The organism is Paenibacillus sp. MY03, assembly GCF_002165585.1.
Lineage (GTDB): Bacteria > Bacillota > Bacilli > Paenibacillales > Paenibacillaceae > Pristimantibacillus > Pristimantibacillus agaridevorans.
Window position 1 is genome coordinate 273592 of record NZ_MXQD01000004.1, and the last position, 19235, is coordinate 292826.

17 protein-coding genes and 1 tRNA gene are annotated in these 19235 nt (G+C 52.3%); 5 read left to right on the forward strand and 13 right to left on the reverse strand.

Going from position 1 to position 19235, the window contains the following annotated elements; all coding sequences use genetic code 11:
* Positions 1–17 precede the first annotated feature (17 nt).
* Entirely contained in the window at positions 18–764 is a 747-nt protein-coding gene (gene map, locus B1748_RS03835) for a type I methionyl aminopeptidase (RefSeq protein WP_087566538.1), read from the forward strand.
* A gap of 199 nt (positions 765–963) precedes the next feature.
* Here the strand turns inward: map and yihA are convergent, their stop codons facing one another.
* From yihA to B1748_RS03875, 8 genes are all read right to left on the reverse strand, one after another.
* Positions 964–1581, reverse strand: coding sequence for a ribosome biogenesis GTP-binding protein YihA/YsxC (gene yihA, locus B1748_RS03840; RefSeq protein WP_087566539.1), 618 nt, complete (start codon positions 1579–1581; stop codon positions 964–966).
* On the reverse strand, positions 1578–3968 hold the full coding sequence (lon, locus tag B1748_RS03845) for an endopeptidase La (RefSeq protein WP_087566540.1): 2391 nt from the start codon (positions 3966–3968) through the stop codon (positions 1578–1580). The genes yihA and lon overlap by 4 nt, the downstream gene beginning before the upstream one ends.
* A 38-nt stretch (positions 3969–4006) precedes the next feature.
* Positions 4007–5710 (reverse strand): ATP-dependent protease LonB, encoded by a 1704-nt coding sequence (gene lonB / locus B1748_RS03850; RefSeq protein WP_087566541.1) that lies wholly within the window; start codon positions 5708–5710, stop codon positions 4007–4009.
* A gap of 141 nt (positions 5711–5851) precedes the next feature.
* Positions 5852–6961 carry a flavodoxin-dependent (E)-4-hydroxy-3-methylbut-2-enyl-diphosphate synthase gene (gene ispG, locus B1748_RS03855; RefSeq protein WP_087566542.1) on the reverse strand — a complete coding sequence of 370 codons (1110 nt, stop codon included), beginning with the start codon at positions 6959–6961 and terminating at the stop codon, positions 5852–5854.
* A gap of 180 nt (positions 6962–7141) precedes the next feature.
* On the reverse strand, positions 7142–8398 hold the full coding sequence (gene clpX, locus B1748_RS03860; RefSeq protein ID WP_087566543.1) for an ATP-dependent protease ATP-binding subunit ClpX: 1257 nt from the start codon (positions 8396–8398) through the stop codon (positions 7142–7144).
* A 24-nt stretch (positions 8399–8422) separates the two neighbouring features.
* A complete protein-coding gene (gene clpP, locus B1748_RS03865; RefSeq protein WP_087566544.1) occupies positions 8423–9010 on the reverse strand; it encodes an ATP-dependent Clp endopeptidase proteolytic subunit ClpP in 588 nt (195 codons plus the stop codon).
* A gap of 276 nt (positions 9011–9286) precedes the next feature.
* Positions 9287–10576 carry a trigger factor gene (gene tig, locus B1748_RS03870; protein WP_087566545.1) on the reverse strand — a complete coding sequence of 430 codons (1290 nt, stop codon included), beginning with the start codon at positions 10574–10576 and terminating at the stop codon, positions 9287–9289.
* An 88-nt stretch (positions 10577–10664) separates the two neighbouring features.
* Complete coding sequence (locus tag B1748_RS03875; RefSeq protein ID WP_256975516.1) at positions 10665–11510, reverse strand: hypothetical protein; 846 nt, start codon at positions 11508–11510, stop codon at positions 10665–10667.
* A 288-nt stretch (positions 11511–11798) separates the two neighbouring features.
* Here B1748_RS03875 and B1748_RS03880 point away from each other — a divergent pair.
* Positions 11799–11875 (forward strand) — tRNA-Arg (locus B1748_RS03880).
* A gap of 258 nt (positions 11876–12133) precedes the next feature.
* On the opposite strand, the gene B1748_RS03885 is transcribed toward B1748_RS03880, so the two are convergent.
* Genes B1748_RS03885 through B1748_RS03895 form a run of 3 tightly spaced genes read right to left on the reverse strand, consistent with a single transcriptional unit; the run spans position 12134 to position 14551 of the window.
* The gene (locus B1748_RS03885) at positions 12134–12709 is read right to left on the reverse strand and encodes a YdhK family protein (protein WP_087566547.1); all 576 of its coding nucleotides are present in this window, start codon (positions 12707–12709) and stop codon (positions 12134–12136) included.
* 40 nt (positions 12710–12749) lie between these two features.
* On the reverse strand, positions 12750–13862 hold the full coding sequence (locus tag B1748_RS03890; RefSeq protein WP_087566548.1) for a sensor histidine kinase: 1113 nt from the start codon (positions 13860–13862) through the stop codon (positions 12750–12752).
* Positions 13859–14551, reverse strand: a complete 693-nt coding sequence (locus B1748_RS03895; RefSeq protein WP_087566549.1) for a response regulator transcription factor — start codon at positions 14549–14551, stop codon at positions 13859–13861. Before B1748_RS03895 ends, B1748_RS03890 begins: the two co-directional genes overlap by 4 nt.
* Before the next feature lie 110 nt (positions 14552–14661).
* Here B1748_RS03895 and B1748_RS03900 point away from each other — a divergent pair, with 110 nt between their 5' ends.
* Positions 14662–14991, forward strand: coding sequence for a four-helix bundle copper-binding protein (locus B1748_RS03900; protein WP_087566550.1), 330 nt, complete (start codon positions 14662–14664; stop codon positions 14989–14991).
* Between the two features lie 49 nt (positions 14992–15040).
* On the opposite strand, the gene B1748_RS37345 is transcribed toward B1748_RS03900, so the two are convergent.
* Positions 15041–15277 (reverse strand): metal-sensitive transcriptional regulator, encoded by a 237-nt coding sequence (locus tag B1748_RS37345; protein WP_246608796.1) that lies wholly within the window; start codon positions 15275–15277, stop codon positions 15041–15043.
* Positions 15278–15552: 275 nt separating this feature from the next.
* On the opposite strand from B1748_RS37345, the gene B1748_RS03910 reads away from it, so the two are divergent.
* A complete protein-coding gene (locus tag B1748_RS03910) occupies positions 15553–16650 on the forward strand; it encodes an AI-2E family transporter (protein WP_087566551.1) in 1098 nt (365 codons plus the stop codon).
* Between the two features lie 129 nt (positions 16651–16779).
* On the opposite strand, the gene B1748_RS03915 is transcribed toward B1748_RS03910, so the two are convergent.
* Complete coding sequence (locus B1748_RS03915; RefSeq protein WP_087566552.1) at positions 16780–17124, reverse strand: hypothetical protein; 345 nt, start codon at positions 17122–17124, stop codon at positions 16780–16782.
* A gap of 155 nt (positions 17125–17279) precedes the next feature.
* Here B1748_RS03915 and asnB point away from each other — a divergent pair, with 155 nt between their 5' ends.
* Positions 17280–19124: an asparagine synthase (glutamine-hydrolyzing) gene (asnB, locus tag B1748_RS03920; RefSeq protein ID WP_087566553.1), complete on the forward strand. Its 1845-nt coding sequence runs from the start codon at positions 17280–17282 to the stop codon at positions 19122–19124.
* The last annotated feature ends 111 nt before the right edge of the window (positions 19125–19235 follow it).

A 19235-nucleotide genomic window follows, 5' to 3' on the forward strand; every position in this document is an offset into this window, starting at 1 on the left:
GATTTGGAGGTATTTTTATGACAGTAGGCTCGCAAGAAGACATGGATGGACTGAAGAAGATCGGCAAAATCGTCGCATTGACGATTCAAGAAATGAAAAGCAGCGCGCGCGTCGGAATGACGACAAAGGAATTAGACGAAATCGGGGGACTGTTTCTGGCAAAACACGGAGCCGTTTCCGCGCCTAAGTTAACTTACGATTTCCCCGGCGACACTTGCATTAGCATCAACCGCGAAGTCGCACACGGCATCCCGGGCAAACGCGTCATTAAGCCTGGCGATTTGATCAACATCGATGTTTCGGCTGAATTGGGAGGCTATTACGCGGACGCTGGACATTCCTTTGTGATCGCTCCATTCAAGCCGGCGTTAACGCGACTATGCCAATACACGCACAATACGATGATGAAAGTGATCTCGTCGCTGAAACATGGAGTGAAGTTAAACGAAGTAGGAAGGATTATCGAAAGCGAGGCCAAAAAAGGCGGCTATAACGTCATTGAGAATCTGTGCAGCCACGGCATCGGGAAAGCCCTGCACGAGGCGCCGCAGGAGATACTGCCGGTTTACAACAAGCACGATAAACGGGTATTAAAAGAAGGAATGGTCATTACGATCGAGCCCTTTTTGTCCACGGGCGCGGGGTATGTCGTCGAGCAAGCGGACGGATGGACTTTAAGCGTGCCCGACAATAGCTTCGTTGCGCAACACGAGCACACCATTATCATTACGAAGAATGAACCCATTATTTTGACCGCCGTATAGCAGCCGTTAATGCCGTTAGATCTCTGCAAGAACAAAACGTCCAGTAATCTCCTAACGGACAAGAACAATAAAAAGCGGCCGCATGTGCGCGGCCGCTTTCCCTTCGCCCCGAAGCTTCACTTATGCCTCCAGCGCAATAGCTTATGTGTAAATGTAGGATTTCTTTACAAATCGATACAATTGCGCTGAATTCTCATCCTTATGGTAGAACATCGTTTTCTTGCTCGCTATTGTAGCCGATCGCATCCGTAATGACGTCCCAGAGCTGATCGCGGCCAAGCCCGGTCTCCGAGGAGAACAGGACGACGGAGTCGCGCGGGTCGGCTTCCAGCGCCGTCTTGATCATCTTGATATGCTTGTCCCACTTGGAACGCGGGATCTTGTCCGCTTTCGTCGCTACGATACAAGTGGGGATTTCGTAATGCTTGAGCCATTGGTACATCAGCACGTCGTCCTTGGAGGGCTCGTGGCGGACATCGATAACGAGCAATTGAAGCTTGAGCGGTTCCCGTTCCCTAAGATACGTCTCGATCATCTCGCCGAACTGCTCTCGCTGGGTTTTGGATACTTTGGCGTAACCATAGCCGGGGAAGTCGACGAAATAAACCATATCGTTGACCCGATAATAGTTAAGCTGCTGCGTTTTCCCGGGCTGCGAGCTCGTACGAGCCAGGTTTTTGCGCATGATCATCTTGTTGATCAACGAGGATTTACCCACATTGGAACGCCCTGCCAGAGCAATCTCCGGCAAGGCATCCTCGGGGTATTGATGCGGCTTAACCGCGCTGATGATGAATTGAGAATCTTTTATTTTCATGAAATTGGGGTACCCGCTTTCTCTGCTGTTCCTGCCGGAACGAGTGCTTGGAGAAGAACCTCGTCCATATGACCCACCGGCACGAAAGTCATATCTGCTTTGATGCTGTCCGGGATGTCCTTTAAATCGCGTTCGTTATCCTTCGGAAGCAGTACCTTCCTTATACCCGCCCGATGCGCGGCAAGAGACTTCTCCTTTAAGCCGCCGATCGGCAGCACGCGGCCGCGGAGCGTAATCTCGCCGGTCATTGCCACTTCGCGCGAAACATACCGATTCGTCAGCGCGGAGATGAGCGCCGTCGCGATCGTAATGCCAGCGGATGGACCATCCTTCGGAATGGCTCCTTCCGGGATATGGATATGGATATCGTTTTTCTCGTGGAAGCTCGGGTCAATGGATAACTCCAACGCTTTGGAACGCGTATAGCTAAATGCAGCCTGCGCGGACTCCTTCATCACGTCGCCCAGCTTGCCCGTCAGCGTCAGCTTGCCGCTGCCCGGCATGACGGTCACCTCGATGACCAGAGTATCGCCGCCGACCTCGGTCCAGGCCAGCCCCGTAACGGCGCCAATCTGATCTTCGCTTTCGGCCAAGCCGTATCGGAACTTCGGAGGTCCAAGCCATTGCTTAACGAGCTCGCTGTCCACCTTTAACGGCTTCGTCTCCTGCTCTTCCGAACCTTCTTCAGCTGTTTTTACCTCGGATACAAAATGTTTGGCCGCCTTGCGGCAAACGGCTGCGATCTGCTGCTCCAGATTTCGTACGCCGGATTCGCGCGTATACTCGCGAATTAACAGCTGCAGCGCCTCGTCCGTCAGCTCCAGCTGCGTTTCCTCAAGACCGTGGTCGCGCTTCTGCTTCGGCAGCAGGTAACGCACGCCGATCTGTTCCTTCTCCAGCTCCGTGTAACCCGGAATGTACAGCACTTCCATCCGGTCCAGCAGCGGGCGCGGAATGTTGTGCAGCGCATTCGCCGTCGTCACGAACATCACGTTGGAGAGGTCGAAAGGAACCTCGATGTAATGGTCGCTGAACGTGTTGTTCTGCTCGGGATCGAGCACCTCAAGCAATGCTGACGAAGGATCCCCCCGGAAGTCCGACGCCATCTTGTCGATCTCGTCGAGCAGGAACACCGGGTTAAGGCTGCCGGCCGTCTTCATCCCCTGCATGATGCGGCCCGGCATCGCGCCGACGTACGTTCTGCGATGACCGCGAATCTCGGCTTCGTCGCGCACGCCGCCCAGCGAGATGCGCACGAACTTCCGGTCGAGCGACTTCGCAATGGATCGGGCCAGCGATGTTTTGCCGACGCCGGGAGGGCCTACGAGACAGAGGATAGGTCCTTTCATCTTGCCCACGAGCTGTTGTACCGCCAAATATTCCAGTACGCGCTCCTTCGGTTTCTCCAGGCCATAATGATCGTCGTTCAAAATATCCTCGGCCTTCTCGATGCTGAGATCATCATTTGTTCTCTTGTTCCACGGCAGCGCGAGTAACCAATCGATATAATTGCGGATGACTCCGCCCTCTGCCGAGGAAGGCGGCATCTTCTCGAGCCGTTCGATTTCCTTGACGACCTTTTCCTTAACCGCTTCGGGAACGCCGGCTTCCTCCAACTGGCTTCTAAGCTCTTCGGCCTCGCCCGCCCGGCCTTCCTTCTCGCCGAGCTCCTTCTGGATGGCCTTCATCTGTTCGCGGAGGTAATATTCCTTCTGCGTCTTCTCCATCTGCTTCTTGACGCGTTGGTTGATCTGACGCTCCAGCTCCAGCACTTCGCGTTCGTTATTCAGCAGATCCAGCAGTCTTTCCAGCCTCGCAGCCACATCGATCGTTTCGAGAATATCCTGTTTGTCCTTGATCTTGAGCGACAAATGGCTTGTAATGACGTCCGCCAGGCGGCCAGGATCGTCGATATCCGATACTGCCGCATAGGTCTCCGGAGTAACCTTTTTCGATAACGAAATATAATGCTCGAACTGGCTCAGGACGGAGCGCATCAAGGCGTCCACCTCTGGATCGTCCGTATCCTCCTCCGGCAGCTCCTTCGCCATAACCTCATAGAACTCGTCATTCGTTACATAGCTCTGCACCTCTGCGCGAACGACGCCCTCCACGAGCACGCGAATGGTGCCGTTAGGCAGCTTAAGCATCTGCCTGACCTTCGCGATCGTGCCAACCTTGTAAATATCCTCCTGCGTCGGTTCTTCGATATTGACCTCCGACTGCGAACACAATAAAATCATGTGGTCTTCGACCATTGCCCGCTCCAGCGCGCGGACGGATTTATCCCTGCCCACATCAAGGTGGAGCACCATGCTTGGATAAACAAGTAATCCTCTCAGCGGAAGCAAGGGCAGCCGGCGACCTTTCGACTTGCTTGGTCCCATACCTGCACCTCCATTTCTACAGCATCTACCTTATCTTATCACTCCGCGGAATCCGCCTGCAAATAAGGAAGGCTGCTTGGCCTAAACAATTCGCTCACGGCAGGCACTTCTTTCTCCTCTCGAGCGGTCTCCAACTCTGGAAATACGTGCCTGAATACCTCTTCCACCTTATCGACAGGAATAACCTTGAGACCGTCCAAATCGGCGAAAATCGCCTGCCAATTCTCCTTGGGTATGATGACCTGCACCGCCCCGGCCTGAAATGCCGCCTCCACCTTGGCGAGCACGCCGCCGACCGGCTTCACGTTGCCATGAATGCCAACCTCGCCCGTCATGGCAAGCTTGTTGTCGATCGGCATCTCCCGAATTGCCGAAGCGATCGCCGTTGCCATCGCAATGCCCGCGGATGGCCCATCGATTGGAGTCCCGCCAGGAAAGTTGATATGCAAGTCAAAGTCCTGCGGATTCAGGCCGATTCTGCGGAGCACCGTCAACACATTCTCGACAGAACCCTTCGCCATACTCTTACGCCTGAGCGTACGCGAGCCTCCTCCCAACTCTTCTTCGTCAACAACGCCAGTAATGTTGAATGTACCTTTGCCGGCATCAGCGGGAATAGCGCTCACTTCGATCTCCAGCAGCGTCCCCATATTGGGACCGTAGACGGCAAGACCGTTCACGAATCCCACCTGGGGCTCGTTTGGCACTTTGCGGTCCGGGCGAGGCGGAATTTGGCTGCTGTTGACAACCCATTCGATATCGGCTGCCGCGATGGCGTCCCGTTTCTCCGAAAGCGCCACGCCTGCTGCTAATTGAATAACGTTGACGGCTTCCCGGCCATTCGTAGCATACCGCTTCACGACGTCGATCGCCTCCGGGCACGGAGGAAATCCGATCTTCTTCACGGCATTCTCCGCCACCTGCGCGATCTCATCCGCCAGCAGCGGCCGGAAGTATACTTCCATGCAGCGGGAACGGATCGCAGGCGGGATTTCGCCGGGGGAACGTGTCGTGGCGCCTACAAGACGGAAGTCCGCAGGCAATCCGTTCTGGAAAATATCGTGTATGTATAACGGAATATTGGCATCCTCGGAATGGTAATAGGCGCTTTCGAGGAATACCTTGCGATCTTCCAGCACCTTTAACAATTTATTCATCTGCACGGGATGCAATTCCCCGATTTCGTCGATGAACAGAATCCCCCCATGCGCTTTCGTTACGGCGCCCGGCTTTGGCTGCGGAATGCCCGCCACTCCCATCGCTCCGGCCCCTTGATAGATCGGGTCATGAACCGAGCCGATGAGCGGATCCGCAATGCCGCGCTCGTCGAATCTGGCCGTCGTCGCGTCAATCTCCGTGAATTTCGCTTCGGCCAGGAACGGCGATGACGGATTTTTTTTCGCTTCTTCCAGCACGACGCGGGCTGCCGCCGTCTTGCCGACGCCGGGCGGTCCATAAATAATGACATGCTGAGGATTGGCGCTGCACAGCGCGGCCTTCAGCGCGCGCAGACCGTCTCGCTGTCCGATAATATCGTTCATCGTCTGCGGACGCGTTTTTTCCGCGAGAGGTTTCGTAAGCGAGATGGAGCGAAGCTTTCTGAGCTTGTCCATCTCCTTCTTGGACTCTCTATCAACAGCCGATCGGTTCGTCTTCTGGTTGCGAAGCAAATTCCAGAAGTACAATCCAATTACCACGGCAAAGAACACTTGAATCAGCATTAATACCAAACTTAAACTCATAACCTTCCCGCTCCTTTCATACCAACCGTATTCTGTCAGTATTGCCGCTTGGATACAGGAATAATCGCTTGCCCCGCCAGAAAAAAAGAAGAGGCCTTCTGACAGTCGTTAGACGGTTCAGATAACCTCATTTATTGTACATTAGGCGTGGGCGTGATTTTTGCGTCCCGGAATTTCGCCGGTGGCCTCAAATACGGTCACGATGTTGTCGATTTCCTTCTTCAGCTCGTTAAGCAGCTCCGCTTCCGGCACTTTGCGAATCATCTCGCCGTAACGGAACAGCATGCCTTCTCCGCGAGCGCCCGCGATGCCGATATCCGCCTCGCGTGCTTCTCCTGGACCGTTAACCGCACAACCCAGCACCGACACCTTGATGGGTACCTTGATCTTGGAGATATACTCCTCTACCTCGTTAGCGATAGAGAACAAGTCGATGTCCAATCTGCCGCATGTCGGGCAGGAGACGAGCGTAGCCGCGTTCGTGATGAGACCGAAAGTCTTAAGCAGCTCGCGCGCAACCTTTACTTCTTCAACAGGATCGGCGCTGAGGCTGATCCGAACCGTATTCCCGATGCCCAGAGCCAGCAAAGCTCCTATGCCCGCCGAACTCTTGATCGTGCCGGTATGCAGAGTGCCTGCTTCCGTAATGCCAAGATGCAGCGGATATTTGATCTTCTCTGCAGCCATGCTGTAGGCCGCGATCGCCATTGGCACGTCGGACGCCTTTAGCGAAACGATAATGTCGTGAAAGTCGAGCTCCTCGAGAATGCCAATGTGGAAAAGCGCGCTCTCCACCATGGCTTCCGGCGTCGGATAACCGTATTTCTCCAGCAAGTGATTCTCCAGAGAACCTGCGTTGACGCCGATCCGGATTGGAATCCCCCGTTCCTTGCAAGCTTTCACAACAGCTTCCACACGCTCGCGGCGGCCGATGTTGCCGGGATTAATCCGAACCTTGTCGATGCCGTTTTCGATTGCTGCAAGGGCCAGTCTGTAGTCAAAATGAATATCCGCAACGAGCGGAATATGAATACGTTTCTTAATTTCCTTGATCGCTTCTGCAGCTTCTTTGTTATTGACGGTTACGCGAACGATCTGGCAGCCCGCTTCCTCCAGACGAAGAATCTCGGCCACGGTCGCCTCTACATCAGCAGTCTTCGTCGTACACATGCTCTGAATGATGACTTCATTGCTGCCGCCGATCGTCAGATCGCCGACTTTCACCGGAATCGTATCCTGGCGTTTATACATTATGATCTCTCCCATCATGCGTCCAATCTCGGGAAACGTAGTACGAAGATGGTGCCGACAATTGGACTTTGAACATGCTATAACTACTACGCCAAATCAGCGGAAAGGTGACAAAAACGTCAAAGTCCACCCCGCGGCAAGCGTGTTATCGCAGGCCACGGGGTGGAGTATCGTCCCTTATCAGGCGCTTTCTTCCTTCTTCTTGCCCTTCTTGGCGGAAAGCTCAGGCATGATCTTCTCCTGCACGGATTTCTCCGTAATCAGGCAAGTGTTCACGTCATCTCGCGTCGGAACTTCGTACATCACGTCGAGCATAATGCCTTCGATGATGGCGCGAAGACCGCGGGCGCCGGTATTGCGCTTGATGGCTTCCTTCGCGATCGCGTCGAGCGCTCCGGGCTCGAAGTCGAGCTTTACGTTGTCCATCTCGAGCAGTTTCTGGTATTGCTTGACAAGAGCATTCTTCGGTTCGGACAAAATCCGTACCAATGCCGGCTCGTCAAGCGGCTCCAGCGTCGAAATGACAGGCAAACGGCCCACAAACTCCGGAATAAGACCGAATTTCAGCAGATCCTCAGGCAATACCATGCCCAAGTATTCGCCCGGCTTCAAATCCTTTGTCGTGTCTCCCGCGGAGTTAAAGCCGATGACCTTTTTGCCGATCCGGCGTTTGATCAATTGCTCGAGGCCGTCGAATGCGCCGCCGCAGATAAACAGAATGTTCGTCGTATCGATCTGGATAAATTCCTGATGCGGATGCTTGCGTCCGCCTTGCGGCGGAACGGATGCGACCGTACCCTCCAGAATTTTTAGCAGTGCCTGCTGTACGCCTTCGCCGGATACGTCGCGCGTAATCGACGGGTTCTCGGACTTGCGGGCTACTTTGTCGATCTCGTCGATGTAGATAATGCCGCGCTCAGCTTTCTCCACATCGTAATCGGCGGCTTGAATCAGCTTGAGCAAAATATTCTCAACGTCTTCGCCTACGTAGCCGGCTTCCGTCAAGGAAGTGGCGTCAGCGATTGCAAACGGCACGTTAAGAATTTTGGCCATGGTTTGCGCCAGCAGCGTCTTGCCGGAGCCTGTAGGACCCAAAAGCAGAATATTCGACTTTTGGAGCTCGACGTCATCGATTTTGCTGCCGGAATTAATCCGCTTGTAATGGTTGTAGACGGCAACGGATAACGACTTCTTGGCGAAGTCTTGACCGATGACATAGGAATCCAGAATGGCGCGAATATCCTTCGGCTTCGGAATATCCTTCAGATCAAGCTCTTCATCGTTGCCGAGCTCCTCTTCCACGATTTCCGTGCAAAGCTCGATACATTCGTCGCATATATAGACGCCAGGACCGGCGACCAGCTTGCGCACCTGATCCTGCGATTTGCCGCAGAACGAACACTTCAATTGACCCTTTTCGTCATTGAATTTGAACATGTACTCACCCCTTGAATGTTTATGTTAGCCCAGCGGCGCCGTAATGACCCTGTCGATCAGACCGTAATTCAGGGCTTCTTCCGCGCTCATAAAGTAATCGCGGTCGGTGTCGCGATCAATCTTCTCATATGGCTGACCTGTGCGGTCGACATAGATTTGATTCAGCTTCTGCTTCGTCTTGAGAATCCAGTCGGCATGAATCTTGATATCCGTTGCCTGGCCTCTGACGCCGCCGAGAGGCTGGTGGATCATCACTTCTGCGTTTGGCAGAGCAAAGCGTTTGCCCTTCGCACCGGCTGTAAGAAGAAGGGAGCCCATGCTTGCCGCCATACCCATGCAGATCGTGGATACTTCTGGCTTGATATACTGCATCGTATCATATATTCCCATTCCAGCGGTTACAGAGCCGCCGGGAGAGTTGATATACAGATGGATGTCCTTCTCCGGATCGTCGGCCGCCAAAAACAGCAGCTGAGCGATGATGGAGTTCGCGACATCGTCATCAATGGCACTCCCGAGAAAAATAATGCGATCTTTCAGCAATCGGGAGTAAATGTCATAGGACCGTTCTCCGCGATTCGTCTGTTCGACTACAATCGGTACCAGGTTCATGCGACCAACCTCTTTTCGTTGTGGACTTGGAATGCATCCTTATTGTAACACGTTAAGTTATGGATTGTCATTTCGCCGAATACTACAGTATACGGCGTCCGACGCCTGATATGTACGCTTCCCTGGCGGTCGAAGAGATCCGCCTATTTCATATGTAGGGTGAAAATAAGGCACGTTACATGCACGCGCCTTATCCTCGATCTAACCTATTCTTCTATGTCGCTTCCCATGCACACGCATGGAGCGTATGTCAAACGGTATTAAGAGGTTACACTTTTAGGCAGTTTTGCTGTTGTCAAGCAGAAACTTGATCGTTTTGCGAAGAAGAATATCTTCTTGAAGGTTGCTAATGTTGCCGTTCTTCTCGAAAATGTCGCGCAGTTCTTCCGCAGGACGGTTGTATTGCTTGGACAGGTTCTCCAGCTCTGCAGCCAGATCCTCTTCCGTCGCGTCGAAGCCTTCGGCTTTCGCGATCGCTTCCAGCACGAGGTTGTTGCGTACGCGCTTCTCGGCGTCGGAACGCATTTGACCGCGCAGCGCTTCTTCGTTCTGGCCGGAGAACTGGTAATACAGATCCATGTTCATGCCTTGCATGCGCAGACGGTTCTCGAAGTCCTTCACCATATAGTCGGTTTCCGTGTCGATCATCGCTTCCGGGATTTCGACTTCGGCCGCTGCCGTCGCTTTGTCGACAACCGCTACTTCACGCGCTTGCTCCGCTTCCTTCTCCTTGCTTTCCAGAAGCTTCGTTTTCAAGTCGGCTTTGTATTCTTCCAACGTGTCGAACTCGCTTACGTCTTTGGCGAATTCGTCGTCCAGGGCAGGAAGCGCTTTGCGTTTCAGCTCATGCAGCTTCACTTTGAATACGGCAGCTTTGCCAGCGAGGTGCTCTGCATGGTACGTCTCAGGGAACGTAACTTCCACGTCCTTGAAGTCGCCAAGCTGCATGCCTACTACTTGCTCCTCGAAGCCGGGGATGAAGGAGTTCGACCCAAGCTCCAGGGAATAGCGCTCGCTGAAGCCGCCTTCGAACTGCTCGCCGTCCACGTATCCGTCGAAGTCGATCACGGAGATGTCGCCGTTCTGCGCGGCTCCTTCTTCGACAACCGTCAGTTCGGCGTGGCGCTGCTGCAGACGCTCCAGCTCTGCCGCTACTTCTTCTTCCGTAACTTCGGAGCTGACCGCTTCGATCTCAAGGCCTTTGTAATCGCCGAGCGTTACTTCGGGCTTAACCGTTACCTTCGCGACGAACTTGAACGATTGTCCTTTCGCGAATTGCGTCACGTCGATCTCGGGACGGTCTACGGGCTGAAGCTCGTTCTCTTGAACGGCAGTCGTATAAGCTTCTGGCAACAGAATGTCGATTGCATCCTGATAAAGGCTCTCTACTCCGAATCGGGATTCGAAGATTCCCCGCGGAACTTTGCCTTTGCGGAAACCAGGAACGTTAACCTTCGCCGCCACTTTCTTAAAGGCTTGATCCAGAGCGCCGGTCACTTTGTCCGCGTCCACCTCAACATCGATAGATACGATGTTCTTGTCTATTTTTTCCCAAGTTGCTTTCATTTTATGCCTTCCCCTCCAAAAATGCGCATGCATCCATAGTTTTCACGTTACATAAACCATTCTATTATAAACAAAGATGGACAAGTTATCAAGGCTGATGTTCATCGCCGCCCGTTTGCAGCAGCATCGCGATGCCTCTGAGCGTTCGGCAAGCCTGTTCATAACGAAATCTGAGACTGTCGGAAATGCCATATGTATCGCGTATATCGTCGTCGTTCGCCGAGCCGTACACCGTCAGATGCAGCGTAAGATGCAGCGCAGCCGCGAAACAATCCACCGTCGCATCCTCGTCTCTAAGCATCCACCCGTAAGGCGATGTCCCATAAAGGAATTGCAGGCTCTCCTTCCATAATTCCGTGGCGAAATGAGGCAGCGTCGGGTCGTCAACCTCCGCAACCGCGATCGTACGCTCCAGGATGTCGCCAACCGGAGCCGGGAATTCCTCCAGCGACAGCGGGGTCGCTTCGATTTCCAGCATGACATCCTCATCCAGCCGTCTAAGCCGTATTTCCCCTGTCGCCCCTCTCCGCTTAAGACATTGCAGCGCCTTGAATTGAAGGATGGGATGAAGACTTTCATCCTTCAGCCATTCCAGGATGGCAGCGTCAACGCCGGGATCATCGATGTAGACGGCGCGCTCCAGTGCCAGCTGCTGCTGGTCCATCATAGGATGGTTGCGCATGATATAGAGAACTTGGCTGATATACGCTTCATCTTGAACGGGCGGCTTCAGCAGCTCGGCACGCAGCGCCTCTTCGTCCTGTCCGCTTTCCTGCGCGTTCTCTTCTGCAGCCTCGCTCCCCACCGGGAACGCCATGTCCAGCCAGCTCAGCAAATTCGCCCATTCCTCATAATGGCGTTTCTCCTGCCCCTGGCATTGCAGCAGAAATCGGAGAAGCTCCTTCGCTTCCCTGTATTGTTCGGCCTCCAGCATCCTCGTAAGCGAGATCTGGTACTGATCCAGCATGCTGGGGAATAAATAAACATTGTCCTTGCCATCGTTATGTGGCTCTTGAGGAGTCGTAATGATAACACCGCCTTAAGGCATGCTCGTAAATAGGTTCTGAATAATCCTGCGATCGATTATACCACGCATGGTCGTCCGCGCCAAACAAAGTCCTATATATTCAAAGACCATCGTTATGTTCGGCAATCTTTTTTTGAATTCCTCCATTTTTTTACTTGCAATACCTTAGGTCGGCATGATATATTATCGTACAGTGTCCCAGTAGCTCAGTCGGATAGAGCACTCGCCTTCTAAGCGAGTTGTCGGGGGTTCGAATCCCTCCTGGGACGCCATTACGTTGCATATCAATAATTTTGATACATAATGAAATCCCCGCGAGCCCTTCATTCTACTGGGCCAGCGGGGATTTTTATTTGTTCGGATTCACTGTCAATCACCGGCGATCCCGTTATGACACATTTTTTCTTAAACGGTTGATCTAAAACTTTGATTTTTTTTCGATATATATTTACCCGTTCAGACATTCCAGCATGCTCCCCACGAAGAAAGAGCCGGCGGTTGAGTAACCCGTCGGCTTGGTTGTTGTTTTTCTATGGCAAAGCCAGCTCGTCTTCCGTCACCCATTTATGGTTTTTCACTTCTTCGCCGGTTGTCGTTGAGGTGAAATCGATCATATAGACGGTCGTCTGCTCCGCAGAATCAATGGTTGCTTCAGCACCTTCCATCCCCGTCATATGGTCAGCCTCCAAAACCACCTCATCGCCGGGCTTGAGCGGTTCTTTGCCTGCATCCTTGATTTCTTCATGAACAACCCACTTATGATCCGTTACACGATCACCGCCGTTTGCAGGAGTGTAAGACACGGTATATACCGTCGTGTCATAAGCGCCCGCAATCATAGCTGCCGCGTCTTTCATACCGTCCATATGCGCATCCGTAATGACGGCCTCGCTTCCCTCGGGAAACGTCGGATTGGCGGCTTTTTGCATCCCTTCCGGAGCCCCGCTTGAACCGGAATGATCCATGCCAGCGTGACCGTTCTCCCCCTCTTTCTGTATCTCATTGTTACCTTTATTCGGCTCGGAAGACGTGTCATTATTGCCGTTCCCGCATGCGCTAAGCACGAGTGTAGCGGCAAGACCAAATAAGATCAGCGCTTTTTTCATTTTCTTTACTCCTTTCAGTAATGTATTTCGACTTACACAACTAATCTACCTTATACTTTTGAAGAACTTGTGTAGATTCATTTAAGAGTTTGGGAAGTCGAATCGTAAATGTTGTACCCTTTTCGCTTTCTACTTTAATGCGCCCGTCGTGAGCCGCTATGAGCTGTTTTACAATGGTTAATCCGAGTCCGCTCCCTCCGATTCTGCGACTTCGCGATTTATCTGCACGGTAAAAGCGTTCAAACACGTTGGGCAGATCTTCGGGAGGAATCCCCTCGCCCGAATCCTCTACAACGATCCGGATCTCCGCTTGTTCTTCTGCTGCCGATATATTTACTTCACCGTGTTCGGATGTAAATTTGAGCGCATTGCTCAGCAAATTCACCAAAACCTGAATCATCCGGTCATGATCTATGAGTGCCCTAATATCCGGATCGACCGAATAACCCAAGCGGACATGCTTCTCCCGATATGACGCATCGACTAGATTGACAGCATGTTCGATGACCTCCGCAAGTCGTACTTCCTTTCGTACCAATTGAAAGCCGGGCGATTCGAGCTGGTTTAAATCCTCCAGTTCGGCTACCAGCTCTGTCAAGCGTTCAATTTCTTCGTAACAGGTATGAATGCGCGCCGGGGTCGGCTCCCAAATGCCGTCTTCCAGCGCCCGCATATGGCTTTTCAGAGTTGTCAATGGTGTTCGCAGTTCGTGAGCAATGTTCTCCGTCATCGTGACCCGAAGCTGTTCCTGATGCTGCAACTGCGCCGCCAGTGTATTGATAGACCTTCCCAATTCAGCCAGTTCGTCTGTCCCAGAAAGCGAAACCCGTGCGTGCCACTCACCAACCGTCATCTTTTCAGCCACACGCTTCATATGGACAAGAGGGGACGAGATCCGCTTGGCCACATAAAAACCAAGCACGATCGCCAGCACAATCGACACGATGCATGTCCAAATAATCGTTTGCAACAAAGCCAGCTCCAAATGGTAATTCAGTTCAATCAAGTCATGGCCTACAACAGAAGCCTGCGATTGATACATCTGAAAATGGTAGTGTGTTGTTATAATTAGTACCGCACTAGAAACTAAAACGATGCCGACCGCAGTGCCAATAATAATGAACGCGAGCCTCGAATAGAGTCGACGATTCATACCGTTTCACCTGCGAAACGGTATCCGAAACCGTACACGGTCACTAGATAAACCGGCTTTTTCGGATCGCTTTCGATCTTGTGACGGAGATTTTTTACATGCTGATCAATGGTACGAACATCACCTTCAAAATCATGGCCCAAAACGCGCTCAATCAGCTCGTCCCTTTGAAAACATCGTTGCGGATATTTGGCGAGCAACAGCAAAATTTTGTACTCGTTCGGTGTCAGATTTACCGGCTCGCCGGAGCGAAAAACTTGCTGCTTCATCGAATCAATCATTAGTTCGCCATGATTAAACGTCAAGCGGTCGGCTAGAAGCACATCATCATCCGAACGCCGTAATATCGTTCGAACCCTCGCCACAATCTCTCTAGGGTCAAATGGTTTTAACACATAATCGTCCGCACCGACTGAAAGCCCTCGAATACGATTGTTTTGGGAAACTTTAGCTGTAAGCATGAGAATAGGAACGGAATCGATCTGCCGGATGGCCTTGCATACTTGCTCCCCCTCCATATCGGGCAGCATTAAATCCAGTATCACAAAATCCACCGGCTGACTGCGCACACATTGAAGGGCTTCACCCCCTGTCTCCACATCAATCGTCCGGTAACCTTCATTTTGTAAATAAGATCGAATAACCTCGCGAATATTGTCTTCATCGTCGACAATTAAGATGGTTTTCATAACGTTCCCTGCCATTCTTTTTTTGATTAGAGTATAGTTGTCAAAAGTGATTCGCATATAGTACACAGGGGTATACTATACATGAATCCAAAAAAAGGAGTGAATACCCCATGCATGAACATTACAAACAATGTATCGAAGAATGTCTGAAATGTATGCAGGAATGTAATCACTGTTACGACGCTTGCCTAAAGGAAGATAACGTTAAGATGATGGCCGATTGCATCCGACTGGATCGCGAATGTGCCGACATTTGCTCACTGGCCGCTGCGGCCATGTCCAGAAATAGCCCCTTTGCTAAGGAAATCTGCCGCTTGTGTGCCGAGATCTGTGAGGCTTGCGGCAATGAATGCGCGAAGCACGAACACCACGAGCATTGCAAACGTTGTGCTGAAGCCTGTTTCCGTTGTGCGGAAGCATGCCGGAAGATGATTGCGTAAAAAACAATTAAAGGGGGATTGCTTTTTCTAAAGCATCCCCCTATTTGGCTTATTTTAGCAACTTATTTACCGTGATCAAAAGCTCGTCTAGAACTTCATGATCACCTTCTTCGATCCGTCCAACGACGCAACTTTTTAAATGGTGTTCCAAAAGCTGCTTCCCCAATCCATTAAGAGCGGACTGAATCGAAGCAATTTGAATCAACACATCATCACAGTAAGTGTCTCGTTCGATCAGCCCCTTCACCCCGCGCACTTGCCCTTCGATCCGATTTAGACGATGCATCAAACCGCGTTTCGTTTTTTCGGAATGATGACTTTTCCGCTCTGTAGAGGAAGTATGGTCGCATGAGGCAGCCTCAAGTATTGTATGTTCCAATTCAATCAACTCCTTTGTATACAATTTAACATACCCCCTAACCCTATGTAAAGATATGGGTTCCATATATTGGATTTTACACAACTGGACTCTTTTGTTGCTACCGGCAGCTTCATCCCGCGTATTACTGATTTGTTGCATCGCGTCGATGCTTAGGAATGGACAGGAACAGGAGAGAAACGATGACCAAGCTAAACGTCTTTATACGGATATGTATCGCAGTGTTGTTGGTATTGGGTATTATTTATTTGAGTTCGCTCGTCTCCTTCATCTTCACCCCTCTTCTCTCGCTTTTCAGCATTATTCTGACGCCGCTTCTGCTCTCCGGGTTTTTCTATTATTTGATGAGGCCGCTCATCGATTATTTGGAAGGCAAGAAGCTGAACCGGTCGCTCGCCATTCTGCTGCTTTACCTCGTTATTTCCTTGCTGCTCGCGGTGTTCTTCATCGGAGTCTGGCCTTCTCTGAAGAGCCAGGTGATGAACTTGGTGCATAACGCTCCAGCCATATTCGCGGGCATCAACGAACAGCTCGAGAAGTTGAGCGACAACGAGTTTATCGCGCCGTTGCTGCCTGCCAACACGGACATTTCGGGACAGGTCACCGAGTTATTGAACAAAGGTTTTAACGTGGTTAGCAGCTCTGTATCCGGTCTGTTCACCTTCTTCTCCGACTTTGCGATCGTGCTGATCACCTTCCCGATCATGCTCTTCTACATGCTGAAGGAAGGGGGCAAGTTCAAAAATCGGCTCGTGTGGTTTTTTCCTTCCCGCTATAAGGAGGATGGCCGTTCCATGCTGGGGGACATCGATCAGGCGTTAAGCAATTTTATCGTCGGAAGGGTCATCGTCAATCTGGCGCTCGGCGTTCTTATGTACATCGGCTTTCTTATTATCGGGCTGCCCTACGCGCTTCTGCTAACGGTGGTCGCGGTCATCTTGAACTTCTTCCCTGTCATCGGCGCGATCCTGTCCAGCATTCCGATCGTGATCATCGGGCTGATCGTGTCCCCGGCTACGGCCATCTGGTCGCTGGTGATCATTCTCGCGGCCCAGCAGGTTCAGGATAATCTGATCGCGCCTTACGTATTCGGCAAAAAGCTGGATATTCACCCGCTGACCACGATCATTCTCGTCCTGGTAGGCGGGGACATAGCCGGCATCGTCGGTTTCCTGCTCGTCATTCCGATCTACATGATCGTCAAGATCGTAGGAGTCAAATCGTACGAGCTGTACATCCGAACACGCAAGAACAGGGAGGAAACGCCGCCGCCCGCTTAACGGCAAGGCTCCGGTGTCCGACCAGAACAACAACCGCCCGGATCAACGGGCGGTTGTTGTTTTGAATTTAGAAGGCAAAAAGGCGGCAGTGAGGAATGCCGCCGATGGTGATCGGGATGATGAAGCTGGCTATAGCAGTCCCATAGAGGAAATATGTCTCCTCGTGGATTCCGTGCCGCATTCGTATAACAACCGGTAGATCCTCGTAATAATTTCATCGCTGGCGCCGTTAATCGTTTCGTCATGGTCGCTCTTAGCGACAGGCCTTGCGTAATAGCCAAGCTCCGCCTCCGCCATACTCGACAGCTCTTCGAACAGCTCGCGAAGACGCGACACTTCCTCTTCGTTCGCAACGATATCCAACTCGTAAGCGGCCGCCTCGGGATCGGTCAATATTTGCCCCGCTTGGACGGATACATAAAGATGCTGCCGTTCCTCGTCGCTTCCGTGCAATTGCTCGCCTTGACCTTCCATTATCTGAATTCACCTCCATCGCTTGTACAGCTTGCGACAAACTTCGGGTTATGCCTTCCTTAGCTTCCCCTTGTGGACAGACATTTTATCCCTTTTTTCCGCATATAACTGTTTATTATCGCAACTGGAGTCCAGCATAGAGAGGAATGAGATAGATGTGTGGAATTACCGGCTGGATCGATTGGAACAGTGACTTGACCCGGGAAAGTGCCGATCTGGAGCGCATGACCGAAACGCTTGCGCCGCGCGGGCCGGACGCCGCAGGCACCTGGATTTCCGCGCATTGCGCGCTAGGACATCGCCGCTTGTCCGTCATCGATCCCGAGAATGGCGCCCAGCCGATGATCAGGTACACGGGCGACGATCAATACATCGTTGTCTATAATGGCGAGTTGTACAACGCGCCCGAGCTCCGCAAGGAACTGCAAAGCAGAGGAAGAACGTTCACGACGACGTGCGACACCGAAGTGCTGCTCGTCTCTTTCATGGAATGGGGCCGCTCCTGCGTCGAGCGGTTTAACGGCATTTTCGCATTCGCAATCTGGGATGTGACAGCGCAGGAGCTGTTCCTCGCGCGCGACCGGCTTGGCGTAAAGCCCTTGTTTATATGCAGAGTCGAGGGGCTCTTCCTGTTCGGCTCCGAGCCGAAATGCATTCTGGAGCACTCGGCCGTTAAAGCCGAAGTCGGGGCCGAAGGACTCGCGGAGATCTTTGTCATGGGTCCCGCGCGCACGCCGGGCCATGGCGTGTATAAAAATCTCACTGAACTGAAACCCGGTCAATGCATGGTCGTTAGCCGTGCCGGAGTCAAAACGATCACTTATTGGCAGCTTCGAAGCACGCCTCACGAGCATTCCGTCGAGGAGACGGCAAAACATGTCGGAGAGTTGTTGCGCGATACGGTAGAACGTCAGCTTGTTTCCGACGTGCCTGTCTGCACGCTGCTGTCTGGAGGCCTCGATTCCAGCGCTCTAACGACGTTTGCGGTCCAATATTATGATGCTAATGGGCAAGGCAATGTGCATACCTATTCCGTTGACTATCGGGATAATGACAAACATTTTCAGGCCCATGCCTTCCAGCCGAACAGCGACGCGCCTTGGATTGAACGGATGACCTCCCATCTCGGAACGATCCATCATCCGATCCAGTTCGACACGCCCGAACTCGTCGACGCGCTTTTGGACGCTACGCTTGCCCGCGATCTGCCAGGCATGGCCGATGTTGACGCGTCGTTGCTGCTCTTCTGCCGCGAGATCAAGAAAGGCGCAACCGTGGCATTGTCAGGCGAAGCTGCGGACGAAATATTCGGCGGTTACCCTTGGTTCCACCGCGAGGAAGCGCTGAAGGCCGATACGTTCCCCTGGTCGCTCGCTACGGCGATGCGCGCAGACCTCCTGTCCCCGGAGGTGGCCGCCTGGATCAAGCCGCAGGAGTATATCAACGACCGTTATGCCGACGCCGTGGCCGAAGTTCCGAAGCTGGCCGGCGAGGATGAGCTGCAAAGCCGGATGCGGCGCATGTCTTACCTCAACATAACGAGATTTATGCCGACGCTGCTGGACCGCAAGGACCGGATGAGCATGGCGGAGGGTCTCGAGGTGCGCGTCCCGTTTTGCGATCATCGGCTCATCGAATACGTGTGGAACATCCCTTGGGAGATTAAGACGGCGGGAGACCGCGAGAAGGGCATTCTTCGCAAGGCGCTGCAAGGCGTTCTGCCGGACGATGTGCTCTATCGCAAAAAAAGCCCTTACCCGAAAACGCATAACCCCAACTATTTGACCGCGGTCAAGGAGCTATTGCTCGACGTGCTAAACGATCCGAACTCCCCGATTCTTCCTTTGATCGATATAAAAAAAGTCAGGTCGTTGGCGGAATCCGATTCTGCGAAGTCCAACATTCCTTGGTTCGGCCAACTGATGTCAGGCCCGCAAATATTCGCGTATTTGTACCAGGTCAACCTGTGGCTGAAGCATTACAAGGTAAGCGTAGGCTGAGAGAATAAAAAGCGATTTTCTTCAAGAAAAGGACCTCAACCCCCACATTAAAGTGGAATTCGAGGTCCTTTCGTTTGTAATTCGGGATGTTTTCATGTCACGCGAACACTT